This window comes from Kitasatospora sp. NPDC088346, assembly GCF_044740765.1.
Lineage (GTDB): Bacteria > Actinomycetota > Actinomycetes > Streptomycetales > Streptomycetaceae > Kitasatospora.
Window position 1 is genome coordinate 1 of record NZ_JBIURH010000091.1, and the last position, 18,299, is coordinate 18,299.

Annotated in this window: 14 protein-coding genes and 2 pseudogenes; 6 read left to right on the top strand and 10 right to left on the bottom strand. The window is 72.6% G+C overall.

Annotated elements, in window-relative coordinates; genetic code table 11:
• Positions 1-100: 100 nt before the first annotated feature.
• Positions 101-871, top strand: a pseudogene (locus ACIOFR_RS40475) (serine hydrolase domain-containing protein); the annotation flags it as partial.
• Positions 872-888: 17 nt separating this feature from the next.
• Here ACIOFR_RS40475 and ACIOFR_RS40480 read toward each other — a convergent pair.
• Complete coding sequence (locus ACIOFR_RS40480; protein WP_401005574.1) at positions 889-2,145, bottom strand: RNA-guided endonuclease InsQ/TnpB family protein; 1,257 nt, start codon at positions 2,143-2,145, stop codon at positions 889-891.
• A gap of 131 nt (positions 2,146-2,276) precedes the next feature.
• On the opposite strand from ACIOFR_RS40480, the pseudogene ACIOFR_RS40485 reads away from it, so the two are divergent.
• A pseudogene (locus ACIOFR_RS40485) lies at positions 2,277-2,633 on the top strand (serine hydrolase); the annotation flags it as partial.
• A gap of 758 nt (positions 2,634-3,391) precedes the next feature.
• Here the strand turns inward: ACIOFR_RS40485 and ACIOFR_RS40490 are convergent.
• The 6 genes from ACIOFR_RS40490 to lanL form a co-directional block, all read right to left on the bottom strand.
• Complete coding sequence (locus tag ACIOFR_RS40490) at positions 3,392-5,167, bottom strand: ATP-binding cassette domain-containing protein (RefSeq protein ID WP_401005576.1); 1,776 nt, start codon at positions 5,165-5,167, stop codon at positions 3,392-3,394.
• Entirely contained in the window at positions 5,149-6,843 is a 1,695-nt protein-coding gene (locus ACIOFR_RS40495) for an ABC transporter ATP-binding protein (RefSeq protein ID WP_401005578.1), read from the bottom strand. The genes ACIOFR_RS40490 and ACIOFR_RS40495 overlap by 19 nt, the downstream gene beginning before the upstream one ends.
• Positions 6,844-6,950: 107 nt before the next feature.
• A complete protein-coding gene (locus ACIOFR_RS40500) occupies positions 6,951-7,064 on the bottom strand; it encodes an ALQxL family class IV lanthipeptide (protein WP_401005580.1) in 114 nt (37 codons plus the stop codon).
• 52 nt (positions 7,065-7,116) lie between these two features.
• Positions 7,117-7,242 carry an ALQxL family class IV lanthipeptide gene (locus ACIOFR_RS40505; protein ID WP_401005582.1) on the bottom strand — a complete coding sequence of 42 codons (126 nt, stop codon included), beginning with the start codon at positions 7,240-7,242 and terminating at the stop codon, positions 7,117-7,119.
• Between the two features lie 5 nt (positions 7,243-7,247).
• A complete protein-coding gene (locus ACIOFR_RS40510) occupies positions 7,248-9,089 on the bottom strand; it encodes an alpha/beta hydrolase family protein (protein WP_401005583.1) in 1,842 nt (613 codons plus the stop codon).
• Positions 9,083-11,908: a class IV lanthionine synthetase LanL gene (lanL, locus tag ACIOFR_RS40515; protein WP_401005585.1), complete on the bottom strand. Its 2,826-nt coding sequence runs from the start codon at positions 11,906-11,908 to the stop codon at positions 9,083-9,085. Before lanL ends, ACIOFR_RS40510 begins: the two co-directional genes overlap by 7 nt.
• Before the next feature lie 391 nt (positions 11,909-12,299).
• Between lanL and ACIOFR_RS40520 the strand changes: the two genes are divergently transcribed.
• From ACIOFR_RS40520 to ACIOFR_RS40530, 3 genes are all read left to right on the top strand, one after another.
• Positions 12,300-12,500: a helix-turn-helix transcriptional regulator gene (locus tag ACIOFR_RS40520; RefSeq protein ID WP_401005586.1), complete on the top strand. Its 201-nt coding sequence runs from the start codon at positions 12,300-12,302 to the stop codon at positions 12,498-12,500.
• Entirely contained in the window at positions 12,481-12,882 is a 402-nt protein-coding gene (locus ACIOFR_RS40525) for a hypothetical protein (protein WP_401005588.1), read from the top strand. The genes ACIOFR_RS40520 and ACIOFR_RS40525 overlap by 20 nt, the downstream gene beginning before the upstream one ends.
• Before the next feature lie 539 nt (positions 12,883-13,421).
• Positions 13,422-13,838 (top strand): spore-associated protein A, encoded by a 417-nt coding sequence (locus ACIOFR_RS40530; RefSeq protein WP_401005590.1) that lies wholly within the window; start codon positions 13,422-13,424, stop codon positions 13,836-13,838.
• 437 nt (positions 13,839-14,275) lie between these two features.
• Here ACIOFR_RS40530 and ACIOFR_RS40535 read toward each other — a convergent pair whose 3' ends face one another.
• From ACIOFR_RS40535 to ACIOFR_RS40545, 3 genes are all read right to left on the bottom strand, one after another.
• Complete coding sequence (locus ACIOFR_RS40535; protein ID WP_401005591.1) at positions 14,276-15,049, bottom strand: MBL fold metallo-hydrolase; 774 nt, start codon at positions 15,047-15,049, stop codon at positions 14,276-14,278.
• 23 nt (positions 15,050-15,072) lie between these two features.
• Positions 15,073-15,249, bottom strand: coding sequence for a hypothetical protein (locus tag ACIOFR_RS40540; protein ID WP_401005593.1), 177 nt, complete (start codon positions 15,247-15,249; stop codon positions 15,073-15,075).
• Between the two features lie 335 nt (positions 15,250-15,584).
• The gene (locus ACIOFR_RS40545) at positions 15,585-17,480 is read right to left on the bottom strand and encodes a PASTA domain-containing protein (protein ID WP_401005595.1); all 1,896 of its coding nucleotides are present in this window, start codon (positions 17,478-17,480) and stop codon (positions 15,585-15,587) included.
• Between the two features lie 220 nt (positions 17,481-17,700).
• Here ACIOFR_RS40545 and ACIOFR_RS40550 point away from each other — a divergent pair, with 220 nt between their 5' ends.
• Positions 17,701-18,111, top strand: a complete 411-nt coding sequence (locus ACIOFR_RS40550; RefSeq protein ID WP_401005597.1) for a hypothetical protein — start codon at positions 17,701-17,703, stop codon at positions 18,109-18,111.
• Positions 18,112-18,299 lie beyond the last annotated feature (188 nt).

The window sequence follows — 18,299 nt, forward strand, 5'->3', positions numbered from 1 at the left end:
CAGGCACGGATCCCCCGGTGATCATGAAGCGTAGAGACCTCCATGATCGGGCGAACCGTGCCTGCACTGCTACCACCTACTGGCGGACGCCCTTACACCCATGACTGATATTGATATCAAGGGAGCTTGCGATCCGCGGTTCGACGCCGTCCGTGCGGCCCTCGCGGCTCTGCTCGAGAGCGGGGACGTTGGTGCCTCGGCGGCGGTCCACCTCGACGGCGAGCAGGTGGTCGACATCTGGGGCGGGTACGCCGATGCGGACCGCACCGTCTGCTGGGAGCGCGACACCCTCACCCCCGTGAACTCGGTGTCCAAGAACATGACCGCCCTGTGCGCGCTGATCCTGGCCGACCGGGGCGATCTCGACCTCTCCGCGCCGGTCGCCGCCTACTGGCCCGCGTTCGCCGCGGCGGGCAAGGAGAACGTGCTGGTGCAGCACGTGCTGTCGCACACCGCGGGGTTGCCGGACCTGCCCGGGCTGACAGCCGTGGAGGAACTCTACGACTGGGACGACGTGACAGCGGCGCTTGCCGCGCAGGCACCCGCATGGGCGCCGGGAAGCGCCGCCGGCTATCACGCGCTCACCTTCGGGTTCCTCGCCGGCGAGATCGTCCGCCGCATCACCGGCCGCAGTCTCGGCCGGTTCTTCACCGAGGAGGTGGCCGAACCGCTGGGCGCGGATTTCCACATCAGACTCTCCAGCGACCATGACCACCGCGTGGCACCACTCATCCCGCCGCCGGCGCTGACCGACGAGTACGCCGCCAGCGCACCGCCCCGACCGGACGGCACACACCGGGACGATCCCGGTATCGCGATCCGCGTCAAGGACGCCAACTCCCTGTCCTGGCGCCGCGCACAGATCCCTGCGTTGACATCCTCCCCCGGCTAAAGCCGGGGGATTCCGGCCGCGCCTGCGGCGCGGGGCTTGCGCCCCGTACGGCTCGCGTTCCGGTGGGTTCCTGTTTCAACGGGCCGTGCCTGGCGTGGGATTGCCACGCCGGGTCCTACCGGCCCTCCGCAGGCGTTTCGCCTGTCCGCCCGTCCGGCGGCCAGGATGTTACGAGAGGCGTTGAGATCACGGTCGTGCAGGACACCGCAGGCGCCACAGGTCCACTCACGAACGGCGAGCGGCTTGGGGCCGTCCAGGACCCCGCACGCGGAGCACACCTGGGACGTGGGCTCGTACCGGCCGATGACGCCGACGTGGCGACCGTACCGCTGTGCCTTCTCCTCGAGCATGCGCCGGAAGGTTCCCCATCCGGCGTCGTGGACGGACTTCGCGAGGCGCGTGCGACCGAGGCCGCGCACGTTCAGGTCTTCCAGGTACACCGCTTGGTTCTCACGGATGATCCTGGTCGTCTGCTTGTGCAGCCAGTCATGGCGGGTGTCGGCCACCTTCGCGTGTGCGCGAGCGACCTTGCGCCGCGCCTTCGTCCGGTTCTTCGAAGCCTTCGCCTTCCGCGACAGCTCACGCTGCGCGGCCTTCAGCCGCTTCTCCGCCTTCCGGAGGAACCGCGGATTGTCGATCACAGTCCCGTCGGAGCACACGGCGTAGGTGGTCAGCCCGAGGGAGATCCCGATCTCGGTATCCGTCCCGGCCAGGTGATCGGGTTCGACGTCCACCACGAACGACGCGAAGTAGCGCCCCGACGGGTCCAGGACGACCGTCACGGACGACGGATCAGCAGGCAGTACACGGGACCACTTCACCCGTATGTCGCCGATCTTCGCAAGGTTCAGCTTCCCGTTGCCCCGGATGCGGAACCCGTTGCGGGTGAACCGGAGCGACTGCCGGTTGTCCTTGCGCGACTTGAACCGGGGAAGACCGACCGGACGCCCGGCACGCTTGCCGGACATGGAGTCGAAGAAGTTCCGGTACGCGGTGTCCAGATCCCGAAGGGACTGGATCAGCGGGTCCACACCTACCGACGCGAGCCACGCCCGCTCGGTGGTGCGCTTCGCCGACGTGATCACGATCTTCTGCAAGTCAGAACTCTTCGGGTGCGGCAGGCCGGCCTTCCGAGCAGCCTTCCGCGCCGCCAACGCGTCGTTGTACACCACCCGAGCACACCCGAACGTCCGAGCCAGCGACTCACGCTGACTTGCCGTCGGGTAGACGCGATAGGAGTACCGGAGATGCACGCGATCAACCTACCGGCAACCACCGACAACAGCTCCGGCCAGAACCTCCGAAGATCGCCCCGCCGCTTCGCGGCTCCGGTCCAAGGACCCATTCCTCCCCCGGCTGAAGCCGGGGGCATCCTGGGAGAACATCGGTGAACGGTTTCGGCAACGCCCGCTCCGTCGCCCTCGCGCAGTCGGTGCTGGCGAACCATGGCACGGCCCGTGGCGTGCGACTGCTGTCCCCCCAGGGTTGCGAGCCCGCGTGGCAGGAGATGTTCCGCGGTGACGATCGCGTACTCGGGACGCCGATGTCCTGGACGGTGGGCTTCGGCAGATTCGGCAACACCTTCGGCTGGGGCGGCTGGGGCGGCTCGCTGGTCGTGAGCGATCCCGGCGCGCGCATGACGGTGGCCTACGTCATGAACCAGATGATCGACCGGGACCGGCACGAGGACAACCGCGGCATGGAAATCGTCATGGCCGCCTACAGCGGCCTGCAGCGATAGCGCGGCGGAGGGCGGCCCGGGCCGCGGGCAGACCGTACGGCCGAGCTTTCTCAGTGCCAGCCGGTGTACCCATCCTGGCCTGCGGGACCCGGGTCCCCGTTGGACAGGAGGCCGAGCCACCGCAGACCACCACGATCACGGCGAGCAGGACCAGCCAGAAAGTGTCCTCTGGTCCGGGACTGCAGGGTCGCGGTCGGCGACCGGGTCGGTCACCGTCCCTGCCATCGCTGCGGCCCTCGGCATCACTGTCCTCATCAGGCACCGCACCGCCACCGGACTCCCCGTCGGCATCCAGTTCGCCGCGGGACATGGACGCGAGGACGTCCTCGTCCGGCTCGCCGGACAGCCGGAACAGGCCGCTCCCTGGGCGCAGCGGACCCCCGCCGTGTGGGCGGGCGGGCACCCCGGCGCCTGACCGCGCGTCCACCCTCCGTCCGGTGCCGACGGGCCGTGAAGCACGGTCCGTCGGCACGCGCGCCGCCCACGTGAGGGCGCCACCTGGTCCGTGCTCGCCGTCACCCGGAAGCGGCGGATGGCCGAGGTGACGAACCGGCAGACCGGCGAGCGACTGCTCCTCGGCCCGCGCACCGTCGGGTCGCGCCTCACGAGGATTGTCGCCAAGTGCGGGATCAGCCTGGTGGGACGTCCGAGGTGCGGCCGGCGGTGACCGCGCGTGGCGGCGCCGGGTTCGTGGAGGTGCGAGAAACCGGGCGCCGTCGATGGCCGGTGGGTGGGTGGTGAGCCGCCCTGGGCGGCCGTCAGCCGTCGGTCGGGGTCGTGCTCGGCGATCCGTTCCAGTGTCCGACGAGGTCGGCGTAGTGCGGTGAGGTCGCGAGCAGTTCCGCATGGGTCCCGGCCGCGGTGCGGTCGCCGTCCATGAGCAGGATCCGGTCGGCGCGCAGCGCCGAGCTGATCCGGTGGGCGACGACGACCACGGTGCCGCCGCGCTGCGCGAAGGCCGCCTCGGCGCGGCGTTCGGCGCTCGGGTCGAGATGGCAGGTCGCCTCGTCCAGCAGGATCACGCGGGCGGTGCAGACGTGGGCCCGGACCAGGGCGACGAGTTGACGCTCCCCCGCCGACAGCGTGTGGCCGCCGGCGCCGATCCGGGCCTCCACACCGCCGAGCCGCTCGATCAGCCCGTCCATGCCGACGGCCGCGGCGGAACGGGCGAGCTCGCTGTCGGAGGCGTCCTGCCGCAGATAGCGGAGGTTGTCCCGCAGTGTCCCGGTGAAGACGTAGCCTTCCTGCGGGAGGAGCCGGACGGTGTGCCGAAGTGCGCTCGGGTCGAGGGTGTGGAGCGGGGCGGTGCCGAGCCGGATCTCGCCGCTGTCCGGCACTACCAGGCCGGCGAGCAGTTCGACCAGGGTCGACTTTCCGATTCCGCTGGCGCCGACCACGGCCAGCCGGGCGCCCTCCGGGATGTCGAGGGTGAGTCCGCGGATGACCGGGTCGGCGTGCGGGCCGTAGGCGAAGGTCACCGAGTCGATCACCAGTCCGTGGCCGAGGGACGGCCGGTCGCCGGCCGCCGGGGCCGGGCTGCCGCCGAGGTCAGCGGCCGGCGGGGAGAGCATGCCGGCCTGCGCCAATCGCCGCAGCACGGCGGCCAGTTCGACACCCCAGGAACCGAGCACCTCCACCAGCGACCGAACGGCGGGATCGACCGTGGTCAGCAGGTAGGTCACCGCGCCGACCAGGGCCCCGGTCGTCAGCCCGTGGTCGGCCGACAGGCCCGGCGCCGCCAGCAGCACGGCCAGCGCGGGGAGTTTCCCGCCCACGGAGACCGCCAGGCCGATGAGCGCGCTGATGCCCGCGACGCCCCGGGCCGCGGACCGGGCGTCGGCGATCAGGCCGTCGAGCTGCCGGTATCCGCGGTCCCTCGCTCCGCAGGCGACCAGGTCGCGCAGGCCTGTCAGGAGGTCGCCGGTCTCCCGGGCGATCGCCTCCTCGGCGACTACGAGGGCCTGCTGACGCCTGCCCAGAGCTCTCAGCAGGGGGACAGCGGCCGCCAGCGCGAGCGCGAGCGGCCCGGCGGCGAGGAACGCGACCGCGGGGGCCAGCGTCGCCAGCCCCACCAGTGCCATCACCAGCGACAGCCCGAGCTGCCGTGCCGAGCGCAGCAGCGCGGACACGAGCGAGCGCACGGTCTCGACCTGCCGGGTGAGCCGGGCCACGCCGGCGCCGTCCGGTGGTGCGGTGTCCGTCACCGCTCGGCGGAGGGTCTCGGCGACCACCGAGGTCACCAGGGCGTCCCGGAGCGGCTCGACGATCGCCCCGAGCCGCGGTATGAGCTCACGGGTGACCGCCGCCCGCAGGACCATGACGGTGCCCAGGGCGCCCAGCCAGGCCAGACCGACGAACAGCCGTCCGGCCAGGAAGCCGTGGTCGAGGGCGCGTGCGAGCAGCAGGCCGGAGAGCAGGGCGGGCAGCGATTCGAGCGTGGAGAGGGCCAGCACCACGACGACGGCCCGGCGGTGGGCCCGCAGGAATCCCCGCAGCATCGGCGGGCCGGGGTCGGTCACGGCAGGTGTGGGCACGGGTCCTCCGTTCGGGCGCCGAACAGCGCCCGGTAGTCGTGGTGGTGCCAGAGGTCGGCGTGCGGTGCGACCGCTCTGATCCGCCCGTCGGCCAGCCAGGCCACCCGGTCGGCCCTGGCCGCCGTCGAGGCGCGGTGCGCGACCACGATCCTGGTGCGGTCCGCGAAGGCCGTCGCGAGCGCCTCGCCGACCTCGGCCTCCGTCGCGGTGTCGAGGCTGGACATGGCGTCGTCGAGCACGACCACCTTGGCGTTCTGGGCGAACGCCCTTGCCAGGCCCAGCCGCTGTGTCTCGCCGCCGGACAGCGGCGCCCGGGTCAGGACGGTGTCGTATCCGTCCGGCAGCCGGCGGACGAAGTCGTGGGCCCGGGCGGCGCGGGCGGCCTCCTCGATCACTGTCTCGTCGGCGTCGGGCCGGCCCAGGCCGATGGTGCCGCGGATCGTGCGGCCGAGCGGCGCGGGCCGCTCGAAGGCGTACGCGACGCAGCGGGCCAGCTGTTCGTCGGTGAGCTCGCCGACGGGTACCCCGTCGAGCAGCACCTGTCCGGTGTCGGGGTCGTGGAGCCGTCCGATCAGGGCGGTGAGGCTGCTCTTTCCGTTCCCCGAGCGCCCGACCACGGCCAGCGACGTTCCCGCCGGGATGGTCAGGTCGACGCCGTCGAGTACGGTCCGTCCCTCGCTGCTCGTCGAGACGCCGCGCAGGACGACCGCGCAGCCGGGCGAGGGGCCGTCCAGGACGCGGTGCCCTGGGGCGGTCACGGGGTGCCCGAGGACTTCGGTGATCCGGCGGGCCGCCGCGGTCGCGCCGGCCAGCGCGACGATTGCGTCGGTCTGGCGGAACAGGCCGAGTGCGAGCCCGCTGTAGCCGCCGACCGCGACCAGGTCGCCCGGGGAGACCCGGCCGGCGATCACCCCGTGGCCGCTCACCGCGAGGACGAGGATCTCGATCGCGGGCAGCAGCAGACCCATCTGCCAGGCCGTGGAGCGTTGCAGGCGCCAGATCTGCGCACCGGTCCGGCCGAGCTCGGCCAGCGGCGCCAGGACCCGCGCACGCTCCACCGCCTCGGTTCCGCCGGCCCGGATGGTCCGCACCCCGGCGAGGGCCTCCAGCAGCCGGGACGCGAGGTCCGCCTGGAGCTCCTGGTAGCGGGCGAAGGCCGAGGACGTGCGCCGGAAGAACAGCCGGACCGTCAGGAGCACGAGCGGCACGCCGAGCAGGAAGGCCACCGCGGACCACCGGTCGATGAGCCAGAGCGAGACGACACCGGCCGCCGAGGTGGCTGCCGAGACGACGGTGTCGAGCGCGGCGATGCCCGCGTACCCGGCCTCGTCGCAGCTGCTGACGAGTCGGCTGGCGACATCCCCCGCGGCGTGGCGGCGCTGCCCCGCCAGTCCCGCGTCCAGCACCCGCCGGGCGAGCGTACGGCGCAGCCGCGCGACGGCGGCGCAGCCGCAGGCCGTACCGGCCAGGGTCGCGAGGGCGGAGGCCGAGGCGGCCACGGCGAGCGTGATCGTGAAGACGGCCAACGGGCCCGTCCGGGATCGGTGGGCCAGCGCGTCGTCCATGAGGCCGGACAGGAGGCCCGGGATCGCCAGGCTGCTCGCGGCGCCGGCGGCGGAGGCCAGCACGGCGGCGGCGAACCAGGCCCTGGCGTGGAGCGTGGCCGCCGTCAGCAAACGGGTGGCAGGGGTGATCAGAGCAGTCGTCCGTTCTCGCGGTGTCCGGTGGGGTGCGGGCGGGGCCACGGGTGGCCGGACGGGTCCGGCCACCCGTGGTGGGTGGATCAGGAGGTGGTCCGGTAGTGCGTGATGGTGCAGGTGTCCTCGCAGGTCCGCAGCATCGGGCCGGTGGTCTCCTCGCCCTCCAGTTCCTGCAGGGCCTCGACGTCGATCGTCATCTCACATCACCTCCTCTCCGCTTCTCGGGGCCGGGCCGTCAGGGGCGGCGGCTCAGCTGTCGGTCATGTGACAGGTCGCGGAGCCGGTGCTCCGGGGACCGCAGGTCACCGCGCAGATGCGCAGCCCCGTGGTCTCCTCGCCCTCCAGCTCCTGCAGGGCCTCGACGTCGATCGTCATGTCGTTCACCTCCCTCCGTGCTCGGTGCGGCCGGCGCCGGTCGCCCGGGCGCCGCACGGCCGGCCTTGCCGCGGTTCGGAGACGGCCGGCCGTGGGTCTTGGGTGGGTGCGGGGTGGGTGGCGAGGAAGTCGATCAGCAGCCGGGACGCGGTGGCCCCGGCGGGATCGTCCAGCGCGGAGTGGCCCGCACCGGGCACCTCCAGGTAGGTGAAGTCGGTGCTCTCCTGGCGGCCGGCGTCTAGCAGCCGACGCCGCAGTTGCCGTGCCTGGTCGACCGGGACGATCCGGTCGTCCGCGCCGTGGACGACCAGCAGCCGGGCCCGGATCCGTGCGGCGAGCGTCCACAGGTCACGGGGGCCGGTGGCGTCGCCGGTCTCCGCGCATCCGTCGAGCCGGTCGATGAGCGCCCGCACGGCGGGGGACGCCTGGGCGTGCAGCCGGGTGGCCGACAGGAACGGCGCGACGACGGCGCAGCGCGACCACGCCCGCGGGTCGGCGGCGGCCGCGAGGAGTGCCAGGTAGGCGCCGTAGCTGGTCCCGTAGAGCATGGGAGCGGGCGTTCCGGCGGGGCGTCCTGCGGCGAGCGTGCCGGCGAGACTTCGGATGTCCGCGAGGTCCGGTCCGCCCCAGGCTCCGTGGATCGCGCCGGCGTGCGCCGGGCCGTAGCCGGTGCTGCCCCGTTGGTTGGGGGCGACGACGGCGATGCCGAGAGCGGACAGCCGGTGCAGGACCGGATCGAAGCCGAGGTCCCACGCGTCCTCGGGGCCGCCGTGCAGGGCGACCAGGACGGCGCGGCCGGTGCGCCAGTCACCCTGGCAGACGGCTTCGAACGCCCCTCCGGGACCGTCGAACCGCTCCACGCGGCAGCGTCGGGCCGCACGGCGCCCGGCTCGGGAGGTCAGGGCGGTCGCGTCCGGCGAGAGGACCGCGACCTCGGGCGGGTGCTGCCGGGTGGAGAACGGGACGAGCAGGCCCGCGCGTCCCCATCCGGCCACCGGATGGATCGCCCCCTCCGCCAGCGGCACCGCCGTCAGGCGGTCCGCGTGAAGGTCGTGGACCATCAGCCGGGACCGGGCGCCACCGACGACCCTGAGTGCGACGCGCCCGCCGTCCGGGTCGAGTGCGAGCGGAAGGACCGTGCCGTGGACGGCGTTGAGCCGATCGGGGAAGCGGATGAGGTCCGTCCCGTCGAGCGTCGTCCAGCCGAGCCGGGGGCCCGTCGGCGTCCGCCCGACCACCAGGAGCGTGCCGGACCGCGGGCAGCCGAGCAGCAGCCCCGGGCCTGGTCCGGTCGAGGTGAACAGCGGCCGATGGCGGTCGGTGGCGAGGTCGACGACGACGGTCCGGGTTCCACCGTCCGCGCGCAGGCCGGCCGCGAGCAGCCGTCCGGTCCGGTCGAGCCAGCAGGTGCGTCCGATCCGGCCGGGCAGGTGCGCGACCGGCTCCAGGCGCAGCGGCCGCTCGGCGACCCGGTACAGGACCGAGCGGTCCGCACCGTCGGCTCCGACCGCGAGCGCCGCCGTGTCCGGGTCGGGCGTCGGCAGCAGCCGTAGTCCCCGTCCCTCGACGACGATGCTCTCGATCACCCGGCCCGCTTCCGGGTCCGCCAGCAGGATCTGCTGGCGCCCGCTGCCGCCGCGCAGCAGCAGCAGTCGTCCGTCCTCGGTGGGCAGTGGCTGGGTCCCCACCGATTCGGTCAACGGGAGCGTCCGCCGCGCGGGGTCCGGACCGTCGAACGACCAGTACTCCGGTACCAGTCCGCCCTTGCGGCCGCTTGCCAGGCACACAGCCGACCGGGCGTCCAGGGAGAAGCGGAAGCTGACCCGGGCGGGGGCGTCGGTCAGCATACCCCGGCCCCCGATCCGGCGGGCGGTGCGGGCAGCTCGGGCGTCTCCGGCAACCAGAGCCGGCCGCCGCCGTGGCGCAGGCGCACGATCAGTGCGAGCGCACCCGACATCCCCGTGTGGTAGCCCACGGTGAGGCCGGTCATCGACTCGTCTGGGAGGAGCATGAGACCGTGCCGCAGGGTGTGGCGCAGCTGGGCGCAGTGGGCCAGCTCCTCGGCTCGGCGCCGGTGCAGCGGATCGCCCGTGGCGTCGACGAGGTCCAGCAGGAACTCGCCGTTGCCCGCCAGGCCGTGGCATGCCGCCGGGGACATCTGCCATCGCGTGCGGTACACCTCGGCGGCGGCCTTCAGTGCGAGGTCGAGGAAGCGCCGATCCGCGGTGGCCTGCCAGAGCCGGATCAGGAACGTTCCGACTCCCGACGATCCGCTGCACCAGTAGGGGGGTTGGAAGGGCGGCTCGGCGTCGGTGTCCGAGGCGGGCCACCACGCCGTGTCGGCGTCGCCGCGGGCCGCCGCGACCAGGGTGTCGCCGGCCCGCCGGGCGAGGTCCACGAAGTCGTCCCGGCCGGTGGCCAGTCCGGCCGCGAGCAGGAACGTACCGATGCCGGCGACACCGTGCCCGAAACCGAGATGTGTCACTCCGGCCAGTGCGGAGTCGAAGCCCTTCGGAATCGGCCAGACCACACCTGCGCCGCCCTGTTCGGCGGCCGCCAGCAGGCCTTCCCCGGTCTCGACCACGCGCCTGCGGAAGTCCGGCTCACCCGTCGTCCTCCAGAAGTGCAGGTGCGCGAGTCCCGCGCCGGCCGCGCCGTGGCAGACGTCCGGGTTCGGCCAGCGCACCGGGATCCGGCGGGCGAGACGCAGGGCGGCGGCTTCCAGTGCGTCGTCGTCCAGCAGTGCGGCCGCGTCCAACAGGGCCCAGGCGGTGCCGGATCGGCCGAAGTAGAGTCCGGGCAGGGTCCGGTCGTCCGGTCGGATTCCGGCGGCGATCCAGCGGGCCGCGTCCCCGGTCCCGTCCCGGAGCCGCGGATCGTCGCGCACCGTGGCGGCCGCCGTGAGGACGGCCAGGACGCCGGCCGCGCCGTACTGGACGTTCAGGGGGTCGCTCAGTGCGCCGAACCCTTCGGCGGGCCAGAGGCGTTGCGGGTCGGCGGGCGTCATCGTGTTCAGAAGATGGGCGAGGCCGTCGGCGAGGAGCCGTTCCTCGGCCTCGGCTGTCGTCGGGCCGGGGGCCCGGCCGCCGGTGGCCCCGGGGTGGGTGCGTCCTCCCGTCGAGGCCTCGGACAGGAACTGCCGTACGGTCGCCAGGCTCCAGCGCTCGTCGGGGGCGTCGGCCGTCAGTCCGAGGACGATCGGGGTGAGGGTCCGTCCGGCGGTGCTGTCCGCGAGCGCCCGCGTCACCAGGGCTGCCACCCGTCCGTCCGCCGGCCGGGTCCGGGGCTCGTCCTCGGCGAACACGAGGTCGGCGCCGGTGGCGAGGTGGAGGAGCACCGCTCCGAGGCTGAAGAGGTCGGAACTCTGGGCGGGAGCCGGGCCGATGGGCTCGGAGGCGACGACCTCGGGGGCCGCGTAGCCGAGCGTGTAGGCGCGCCGGGCCCGTTCCCCGGGCCGGGCGACCATCTCCAGATCGATCAGCTGGAGTGTGCCGTCGGGTGTGCGCATGATGTTGTTGGGGTTGAGGTCACGCAGGACGTGGCCTGCCCGGTGGACCCGGTCCACCAGTGCCAGGAGCTGCCCGGCCAGGTCGATCAGGACCGCTTCGGCGGGTGCGGGCCGGTCGGCCACCCACTCCCTGAGCGTCCGGCCTTCGACGCGTTCCTGGGCGAGGTAGAGGTGCCCGCCCTGGGTGAAGACGCCGAGAGCCCGCGGGCACACGCCCAACGCGGAGAGGGCGGCCTGCATGGCGGCCTCGTGGTGCAGCAGGTGGGCGGCGTCCGTCCCCTCCAGGTCTCCCCCGACGTGCCGCCGGGCCTCCTTGATGACCACCTGTCGGCCGGTGTCCTGGTCGGTGGCGAGGTAGACGCCGCCCTTGTAGGCGTGCCGGATCGCCTTTCGCACGACGAACCGGCCGTCGAGCAGGACGGCCGCGGGCTCGGTCCCGGGGTCGGGCTCGGTCCCGGAGCCGGGGCCGTCGCCGGGCGGGGGCAGCGGGCTCTGCGCCCAGTCGGGAGGGCTGAACCGGGCACGGCGGACGTCCCGCACGAAGCGGCCGTCCGGGGTCTCCAGCATCGACTCGGCGGAACCGTCGTTGCCGAGCCGGCTGATACCGCCGAACACGCCGTAGCGGTAGTACACGAGACTGTCGGGGCGGTACCGGCGGTCGGAGAGGACGGCCGGGCCGGGGAGCGCCCGGGTGGCGCGGTCCAGCTTCTCGGCGAGCCGGCGGAAGTGGTCGTCGTCGTCGGGATAGACGGTGATGAACTTGCCGCCCGACCCCCGGTCGCAGCGGCCCGAGACCAGCTCCGCCACCCGGTCGAGCGTGCCGGCGAACTTGAAGAACGCCCGCTCCGCGACCAGCACCCCGGCGGCCCGGACCAGGACCGCGGCCGCCGACAGCGGTGTGGCGGAGAGGTGCAGCTTCCATCCCTGCTGCCGGACCTGCCCGCCCGCGGGCCCGGCCAGGCACCAGAACCCCTCTGTCCGAACCGTCCAGCCGCAGGCGCCCTGACCTCGGATCACCCCGTCGAGGAGGCCCGGGAGCAGGGCTGCGTCGGCGCCGACGGATCCGCCTCGCACCGTGTGCCGGGCCTTCCCGGGGTCACCGGGTGGGGTCGGCGGCGCCGGGGGCGAGGACGTCTCGGGTATCGGGCGTGCTGTCACCTTGGTTCCTCTGTTCTGGTGCGCTGGTGCTGAGTGGCGTGCGGCGTCCGGGCGGGTTCAGCAGCCTGGCGGGCCGGGGTGTCCCCCGAATGGCGGATGGCGGATGGCGCCCGGCCGGTACCGAGGGCGTTGGCCCGCCGGCACCGGGGGCTCACGTGATGGACGCTATGCGCCGCGGCCCACGGTCAACATCGGGGTGATCCCGCTCCTCCCCCCGGCCCGTCACCACCGGGGGGACGGGCGGTGTCGGCCTGCTGCCTGACGGACGGATCCCCTTGACCTGCAAGGGGAATGACTGTCGGACAGGCATGACAAGGACGCTTGACAGCCCCTTGGGCGTAAAGCTAGCTTTCCACCACACCTGAGCACGCCGACCTCAGAAACGGCAGCAATGAAGAACGACGTACGCCGTCTCCGGATGGAACAGGACCTGTCGCAAGGTCAACTGGCCCTGGCCATGGGCGTTTCACGCCAGACCATCAACTCCATCGAAACCGGCCGCTACACCCCGTCCCTGCCGCTGGCCATCGCGCTGGCCGGCTTCTTCTCCCAGCCAGTCGAGGAGATCTTCCATGCCGACACCGCCCACTGAAATCGCCCGCCACTTCTGGACCACCTGGATGCTGGCGGCTCCACTCCTGTGCAGCGCCGCCAGCGCCTTCACCGCCCTGGCCGCCGGACTGTCGCTCCGCGACGCGACCCTCATCGCCGTTCTCGGCGCCTGCATCGGCGTGTCCGCGGTCGGCTACCTCCGCGGACGCGCCGGCCGTGTGGCGACGGACGAACGGGCGCGGGACCACGACAACCGCGCCCGGTCCCTCTCCTGGACCCTGACCTCCGCAGGCCTCGCCCTCATGTGGACGTGGCAACTCGCCCGCCATGGCGTCTCCGCCTCCCAGCCGTACCTCGCGCTGCTCCTCCTCTCCCAGACCAGCTACGCGGTCGCGGTGATGTGGCACCGCCACCGGAACTGAGCTGCCACCCGACCCGGGCCGGGCGCCCGACCCCCGGCCGCACCGGCCACGCGAACAGTCCCGGCAGAATCTCCGGTCCGGCGCCCTGCGCGCCGCGCCGCACACGGGCCGGTCGGCGGCGGCCCGGCGAGCCGGACCCGAGCTCCGGGTCACGCCACGGGGGCGCGCAGAGCCTGCAACTCGGCTTACCGACTTCAGCACTTCGGGATGACAACCAGACGGCCCGCCGGGCGAAGCCGACGGCAGGCCGGCTCGCACAGCTCGCCGAACACGCCGGTCGGCGACCTGGCGATCGTGGCCGAGGACGTCCGCCTGACCGGGGCCTGCTGGTCAGCGTGCGGGAGGTCACCGTCCCTGCCACGTACTGGAACGTCCTGCGCCCGGAGCCACCTCCCGCAGCCGGCTGCCCCGATTCGGACCGGCCGTCACCGCCCGCGCCCCCGCAGCGATACGTGGCGGATACCGCCACCGTCTACGCTCTCGAACTTCCGTCCGGGAACAGCCCTGGCGGGTCGGGCGAGAGTGGAGCGCAGTACCAGATGCACCAGCGAAGCAAGCGAACCGTCGCCCGGGCCGGAGTGCTGGCCCTGCTGGCCGGCGCCTCCGCGATGGCCGTACCGACGACCGCCCAGGCGGCCTCGTACAACGGAGCCTGCGGCTCGGGCTACAGCACCATCGACCACCGGGACCTCAACTCCGGCGGCACGGTCTGGCTCACGTACAACCGCTCCACCGGCAAGAACTGCGTGGTGACGACCCGCAACAACCCGGGCCCCGCACTGCTGATGCTCGCCGGCCTGAAGAAGGCCGGCGCCTCCACCTGGGCGGATCTCGACGAGAACTACTACACCTCCTACGCCGGCCCGGTGTACCTCTACGCACCGAACTCCTGCATCGACTGGGAGGGCGGGATCGGGGACAACATCAGCGGCGGCTTCGACTCCCACTGCGGCTGACCGCTCGATCCTCCGGACAACCGACCGGCGCACCGGCCCCCTCGCGACGGGCACCCGTCCGGACCGCGGCGCGCCCGGACGCCGGCCCGCTCCGTCGGGGCTCTCGGCGTTCCCGGACGAGGGATTCGAGCCGGTCGAGGGCGACGCTGGCGAGGTTCGTGAGACTGCGTCCGACGTGAGCTTATAGGAACTCGACGGGCGTGACCTCCGCAGGCCCCGGTCCATCGGCGATCAACCCGGCGGCCTCTCACCGCCAGCCCGCACCCATCCGCAGATCGCACACCTACGGCAGAGCGCGCAGATGACCGCCAGCCGGCTACACGAACAGGCCCATCACCCCGACGCGCTGAAGTCAGTAGCCTCCATGTTTCGGTTCGCGTCGGCTGGTCTGGGCGACCCCTGGATCTGAACCGGCGCGGTGGGACGCCTCTGCGGCACTACCGGCCGATCGAGAAGGTGCTGCCGGGCGCGGCGTAGTCGATTCGGCCGGTGAACCGGGTGGAGGCGCGGGCCATCGCCTGCCGGGGTGTGAGGCGGCGGCCGACGTGCGTGAGGATCAGCCGGCCCACGCGCCCGGAGCCGGCCGTGTCCCCGGCGTCCTCAGGGGTGTGGTGTACGGCTTCGCCGTCTGCCGGCGCGTACGGGAGGTCGGCCTCGCACAGCAGGGCGTCGCACCCCTCGGCCAGGTTCGTGAGGTTGGCGCACGGCGCCGTGTCCCCGGAGTAGACGAGCGATCTGCCCGCGGCCTCGACACGTACGGCGAACGCCGGCATGCCGTGCGCGACCGCCCGGCTGGTGAGAGCGAGCGGGCCCACCTGCGCCCGGTGCCCGTCGTGCAACTCGTGGACGGCGAAGGCGGATTCGATCGGGCTGCGGATCGAGGTGTTGGTGAGGAAGTGAGCCAGCCGGTCGGCGGTGCCCGGCGGGCCGTAGAGCGGGATCGGTGCCGCGAGTCGGACATCCGCGAAGAGGGCGCCGTAGTAGGCGGTGAGCAGGTCCGCGCAGTGATCTGCGTGCAGGTGCGAGATCCAGATCGCATCCAGGCCGTCCAGCCGGGTGTGGCGCTGCAGCTGGGCCAGAGTCCCCGTGCCGGCGTCCATCCACAGGCGCGTGTCGCCGCCGGTCACCAGGTAGCCGGAGCACGGGTTGTCCACGGTCGGAGCCGGCGTCGCGCTGCCCAGCACGGTGAGGTGGAGCGCATCGCTCCTCACCTGCAGAGTGGTGAACGCCGGGCTCACTGGTGCGGTGACTTCCCGCTCTCCTGCAGCACGACCTCGACGCCGTGGCGTCGGAGCAGTTCCAGAACGTTCTCGGCGGAGGAGACGGGCTGCCCGGGATCGGAGCAGCCTTCCGTGAGCAGCGCCTGTCGGGCGGTGGCCCAGTCGTGCAGGACCAGGGTGAAGGGGGGCACGGCACCGAAGCCGCCGTACAGGCGGTCGTCGAGCGCGTGGAAGTCCTTTCCGAAGTATCCGCCGGGCCCGAGACGGCCTCGCCGATCGCGCAGTGGAGGCCGGGGAGATCGGTGACGAATCTGCCGTCGAGGTGGAAGGTCCCGCCTGACCGGTCCGACCGGCCCGACCGGTCTTCGGCGTGGTCTTCGGCCAGGCGGGCGACGGTGTGGCCGGGGCTCCCCGCTCCCACCTCAATGCGTTCTGCACGCCGTCTCCGCCCCGCCGTGGTTCGACCGATCGTCAAAGGGCTTGCTCTATGGGGGCTTGGCGGGGCTCGTCGGCCCTGTGAGGAGGTTCATGGTCTGCCCGAGGAGACCCAGACCTCGATGGTGCTGCCCGCATCCACCCGCTGGCCTCCCCCCGGGCTCTGCCTGATGACCTGTCCTGCCGGCCACACCTCGTCCGGAACGGTGTGTTCCGCCAGCCGCAGGTGGGCGATCTCCGCGCAGGCACGCGCGTCCACGATGGTCTTGTACACGAGGCTGGGCGCGACGGGCTGGTCGCTGGTCGCGTCATCGTCGCAGCCGGACAGCGTGCCGACGGCCCGGGGATCTCCGCCGGTGGAGATCCAGACCTTGACGGTACTGCCGGTGGGGATCGTGTCCGACGCCGGTTCCTGCTTCGCGACCTGTCCGGTGGGTGTGGCCGGGTCCTGGATGTTCCCGGCCTCCTCCAGCTTCAGACCGGCGATCTCCGCGCAGCTGCGCGCCTTCGCCATGGTCATGCCTTTGAAGCCGGGAACGAAGATCTTGCCGTGCGTCTCGATCTTCTCGCAGTCGGCGAGGTCGCCCACGGCCCGGGGGTCGCCGCCGGTCGATACCCAGACGGTGACGGTGCTGCCGGGCTTCAGGTCCTGGTACGCCGCCGGCTCCTGCCTCAGGACGGTGTCCTTGTCGGACTTCTGGCCCTTGGTGGTGTTCTGCTGGAGCTTCAGTCCGGCGATCTCGGCGCAGCTGTTCGCCTCCGCAGGCGACATTCCGGTAAAGGAAGGCGTGTCGATCGTCCCCCTGGTGAGGCTCGGGTCGCAGTCGGAGAGCGCCCCGGTGGCCCGGGGGTCGGGGGTGTGGGAAGCGGTGTCCGGGAACGGTGAAGTGCTCGGTGCCAGGGACCACGCGCAGTACCCGGCCGCGATCAGTGTGCCGGTGACGAAGAGGACGGCGACCGTCGTGGCGGTGGCCCCGGGCGCGCGTGTCCTGCCGCGCGTCGGGCCGGAATGGCTCGGGGCGGCGCGGGGAAGGGGTGCCCTCGCGGCATCGGCCGTGCCTGCGGGGGGAGTCTGCGGGCGGAGCGGCCGGGTCGGCGTCTCGACGTCGGCGATCCGCCGGATGTCGTCGGCCATGGCCCGGGCGCTCTGGTACCGCCGCTCAGGGTCCTTGCACAGGGCGCGGGCGATGATCGCGTCGACGGCCGGGGGCAGTGCCGGATTGATCGAGGACGGGACGGGCGGGGGCTGCTGCACGTGCTGGTAGAGCACGCTCATCGTGGACTCGCCGTCGAACGGCAGCGTGCCGGTGACGAGTTCGAAGAGCATGCAGCCGACCGAGTAGAGGTCGGACCGGGCGTCGGCGGGCTTTCCCACCGCCTGTTCGGGGGACAGGTACTGCGGTGTGCCGAGCACGGTGCCGGTCCGGGTCATCGAGGTGGCGTCGGACTGCAGGGCACGGGCGATGCCGAAGTCCATCACCTTCACGGTGCCCTCGCCGGTCACCATCACGTTGGCGGGCTTGATGTCCCGGTGGACCAGCCCGTTGTCGTGGCTGTATGCCAGTGCGTCCAGGACAACCGCCGTCAGCTCCAGTGCCGTTGCAACGTCCGCGACGGCGCCGTCGCGGATCCGTTCGCGGATCCTTTCGCGGAGCGAGCATCCCTGGACGTACTCCATGACGATGAACTGCAGGGCGCCACCGGCGTCGGTGTCCTCGCCGAAGTCGTGGACTGCGACGATGTTGGGATGGTTGAGGCCGCCGACGGCCTTGGCCTCCCGGCGGAAGCGTTCACGGAAAGCCGGGTCGCGGGCCAGGTCGACGTGGAGGACCTTCACCGCCACGGTGCGGTCGAGCACCGCGTCGTGGGCGCGGCGGACGGAGGCCATGCCGCCCTCGCCGAGTGCCGCCCCCAGCACGTAGCGACCCGATCCGACCGATTCGAACTCCGCGTCCCGGGGAAGCTTCTCGGTCTTCCCGACATCCATGGTCACGCCTCTCTCGCGGCTGCGCGCATCCGCCGCGGGCCGCAGCACTTCGGCCCTCGACCGCGGCGGCGTTCTGCCGTGCCGTCAAGATCGTGGCCACCGGCCGGTGGGGCTCACCGTGGTGCACGCCGCGTCCGGATGTCAACTAGTTTCCATTCTGGAAACTAGTTGCTACCGTGCGAACGGCATTCGGTCATGATCCCGGAAGGCGCACACCACCTTGGACGAGAACCACGCGACGCCCGAGGAGGCTCTGCTGCACGTGGCACAGGTCTCCTGGCGCGCCGGACAGGCGGCGCAACGGCTGCACCGCAGAGTGCTGCTGACGACCGGGACGATCACCGCCCTGTGCACGCTCCTCACCGGGTGGGCCACCCGGGCACTGGACGCCGGCCCGTGGGTGTGGTTCCTGCCGTACGCGGCGCTGACCCTGCTCCTGCGGGCGTGGATCCTCCGCCAACCCCTGCGGTCACAGCCCTCCCGCACGCTGATGGCCGCCCTGATCGCCGGTCAGGCGGTCGCGTTCGGCCTGGCCGCCGCGGCGACACCGGGACCCTGGTGGTCCTGGCCCGCGGCCGCCCTGGCGCAGATCTCCATCTACGTTCTCGCCGCCTGGCGGGCCGCCCGATGATCGATTCGGAACACGGTCCTCGCCGACCGGCGGACCTCACCCCGGCAGAGCCTACGGCGGCCGAACCGGCCCATCCCCGGCAGCAGCTCGACACGTGATCCACTCACCGGTCAGACTGTCCATCGTCGCCTGCCTGGCCAGGGTGGACCAGGCCGAGTTCGGCTTCGTCCGCGAGACGACGGTTCTCC

Excerpts from the sequence above, each read along its gene's own strand:
- ACIOFR_RS40520 (WP_401005586.1), top strand. The coding sequence starts at position 12,300 with ATGAAGAACGACGTACGCCGTCTCCGGATGGAACAGGACCTGTCGCAA.
- ACIOFR_RS40530 (WP_401005590.1), top strand. The coding sequence starts at position 13,422 with ATGCACCAGCGAAGCAAGCGAACCGTCGCCCGGGCCGGAGTGCTGGCC.
- ACIOFR_RS40525 (WP_401005588.1), top strand. The coding sequence starts at position 12,481 with ATGCCGACACCGCCCACTGAAATCGCCCGCCACTTCTGGACCACCTGG.
- ACIOFR_RS40545 (WP_401005595.1), bottom strand. The coding sequence starts at position 17,480 with ATGGATGTCGGGAAGACCGAGAAGCTTCCCCGGGACGCGGAGTTCGAA.
- ACIOFR_RS40505 (WP_401005582.1), bottom strand. The coding sequence starts at position 7,242 with ATGACGATCGACGTCGAGGCCCTGCAGGAGCTGGAGGGCGAGGAGACC.
- ACIOFR_RS40510 (WP_401005583.1), bottom strand. The coding sequence starts at position 9,089 with ATGCTGACCGACGCCCCCGCCCGGGTCAGCTTCCGCTTCTCCCTGGAC.
- ACIOFR_RS40500 (WP_401005580.1), bottom strand. The coding sequence starts at position 7,064 with ATGACGATCGACGTCGAGGCCCTGCAGGAACTGGAGGGCGAGGAGACC.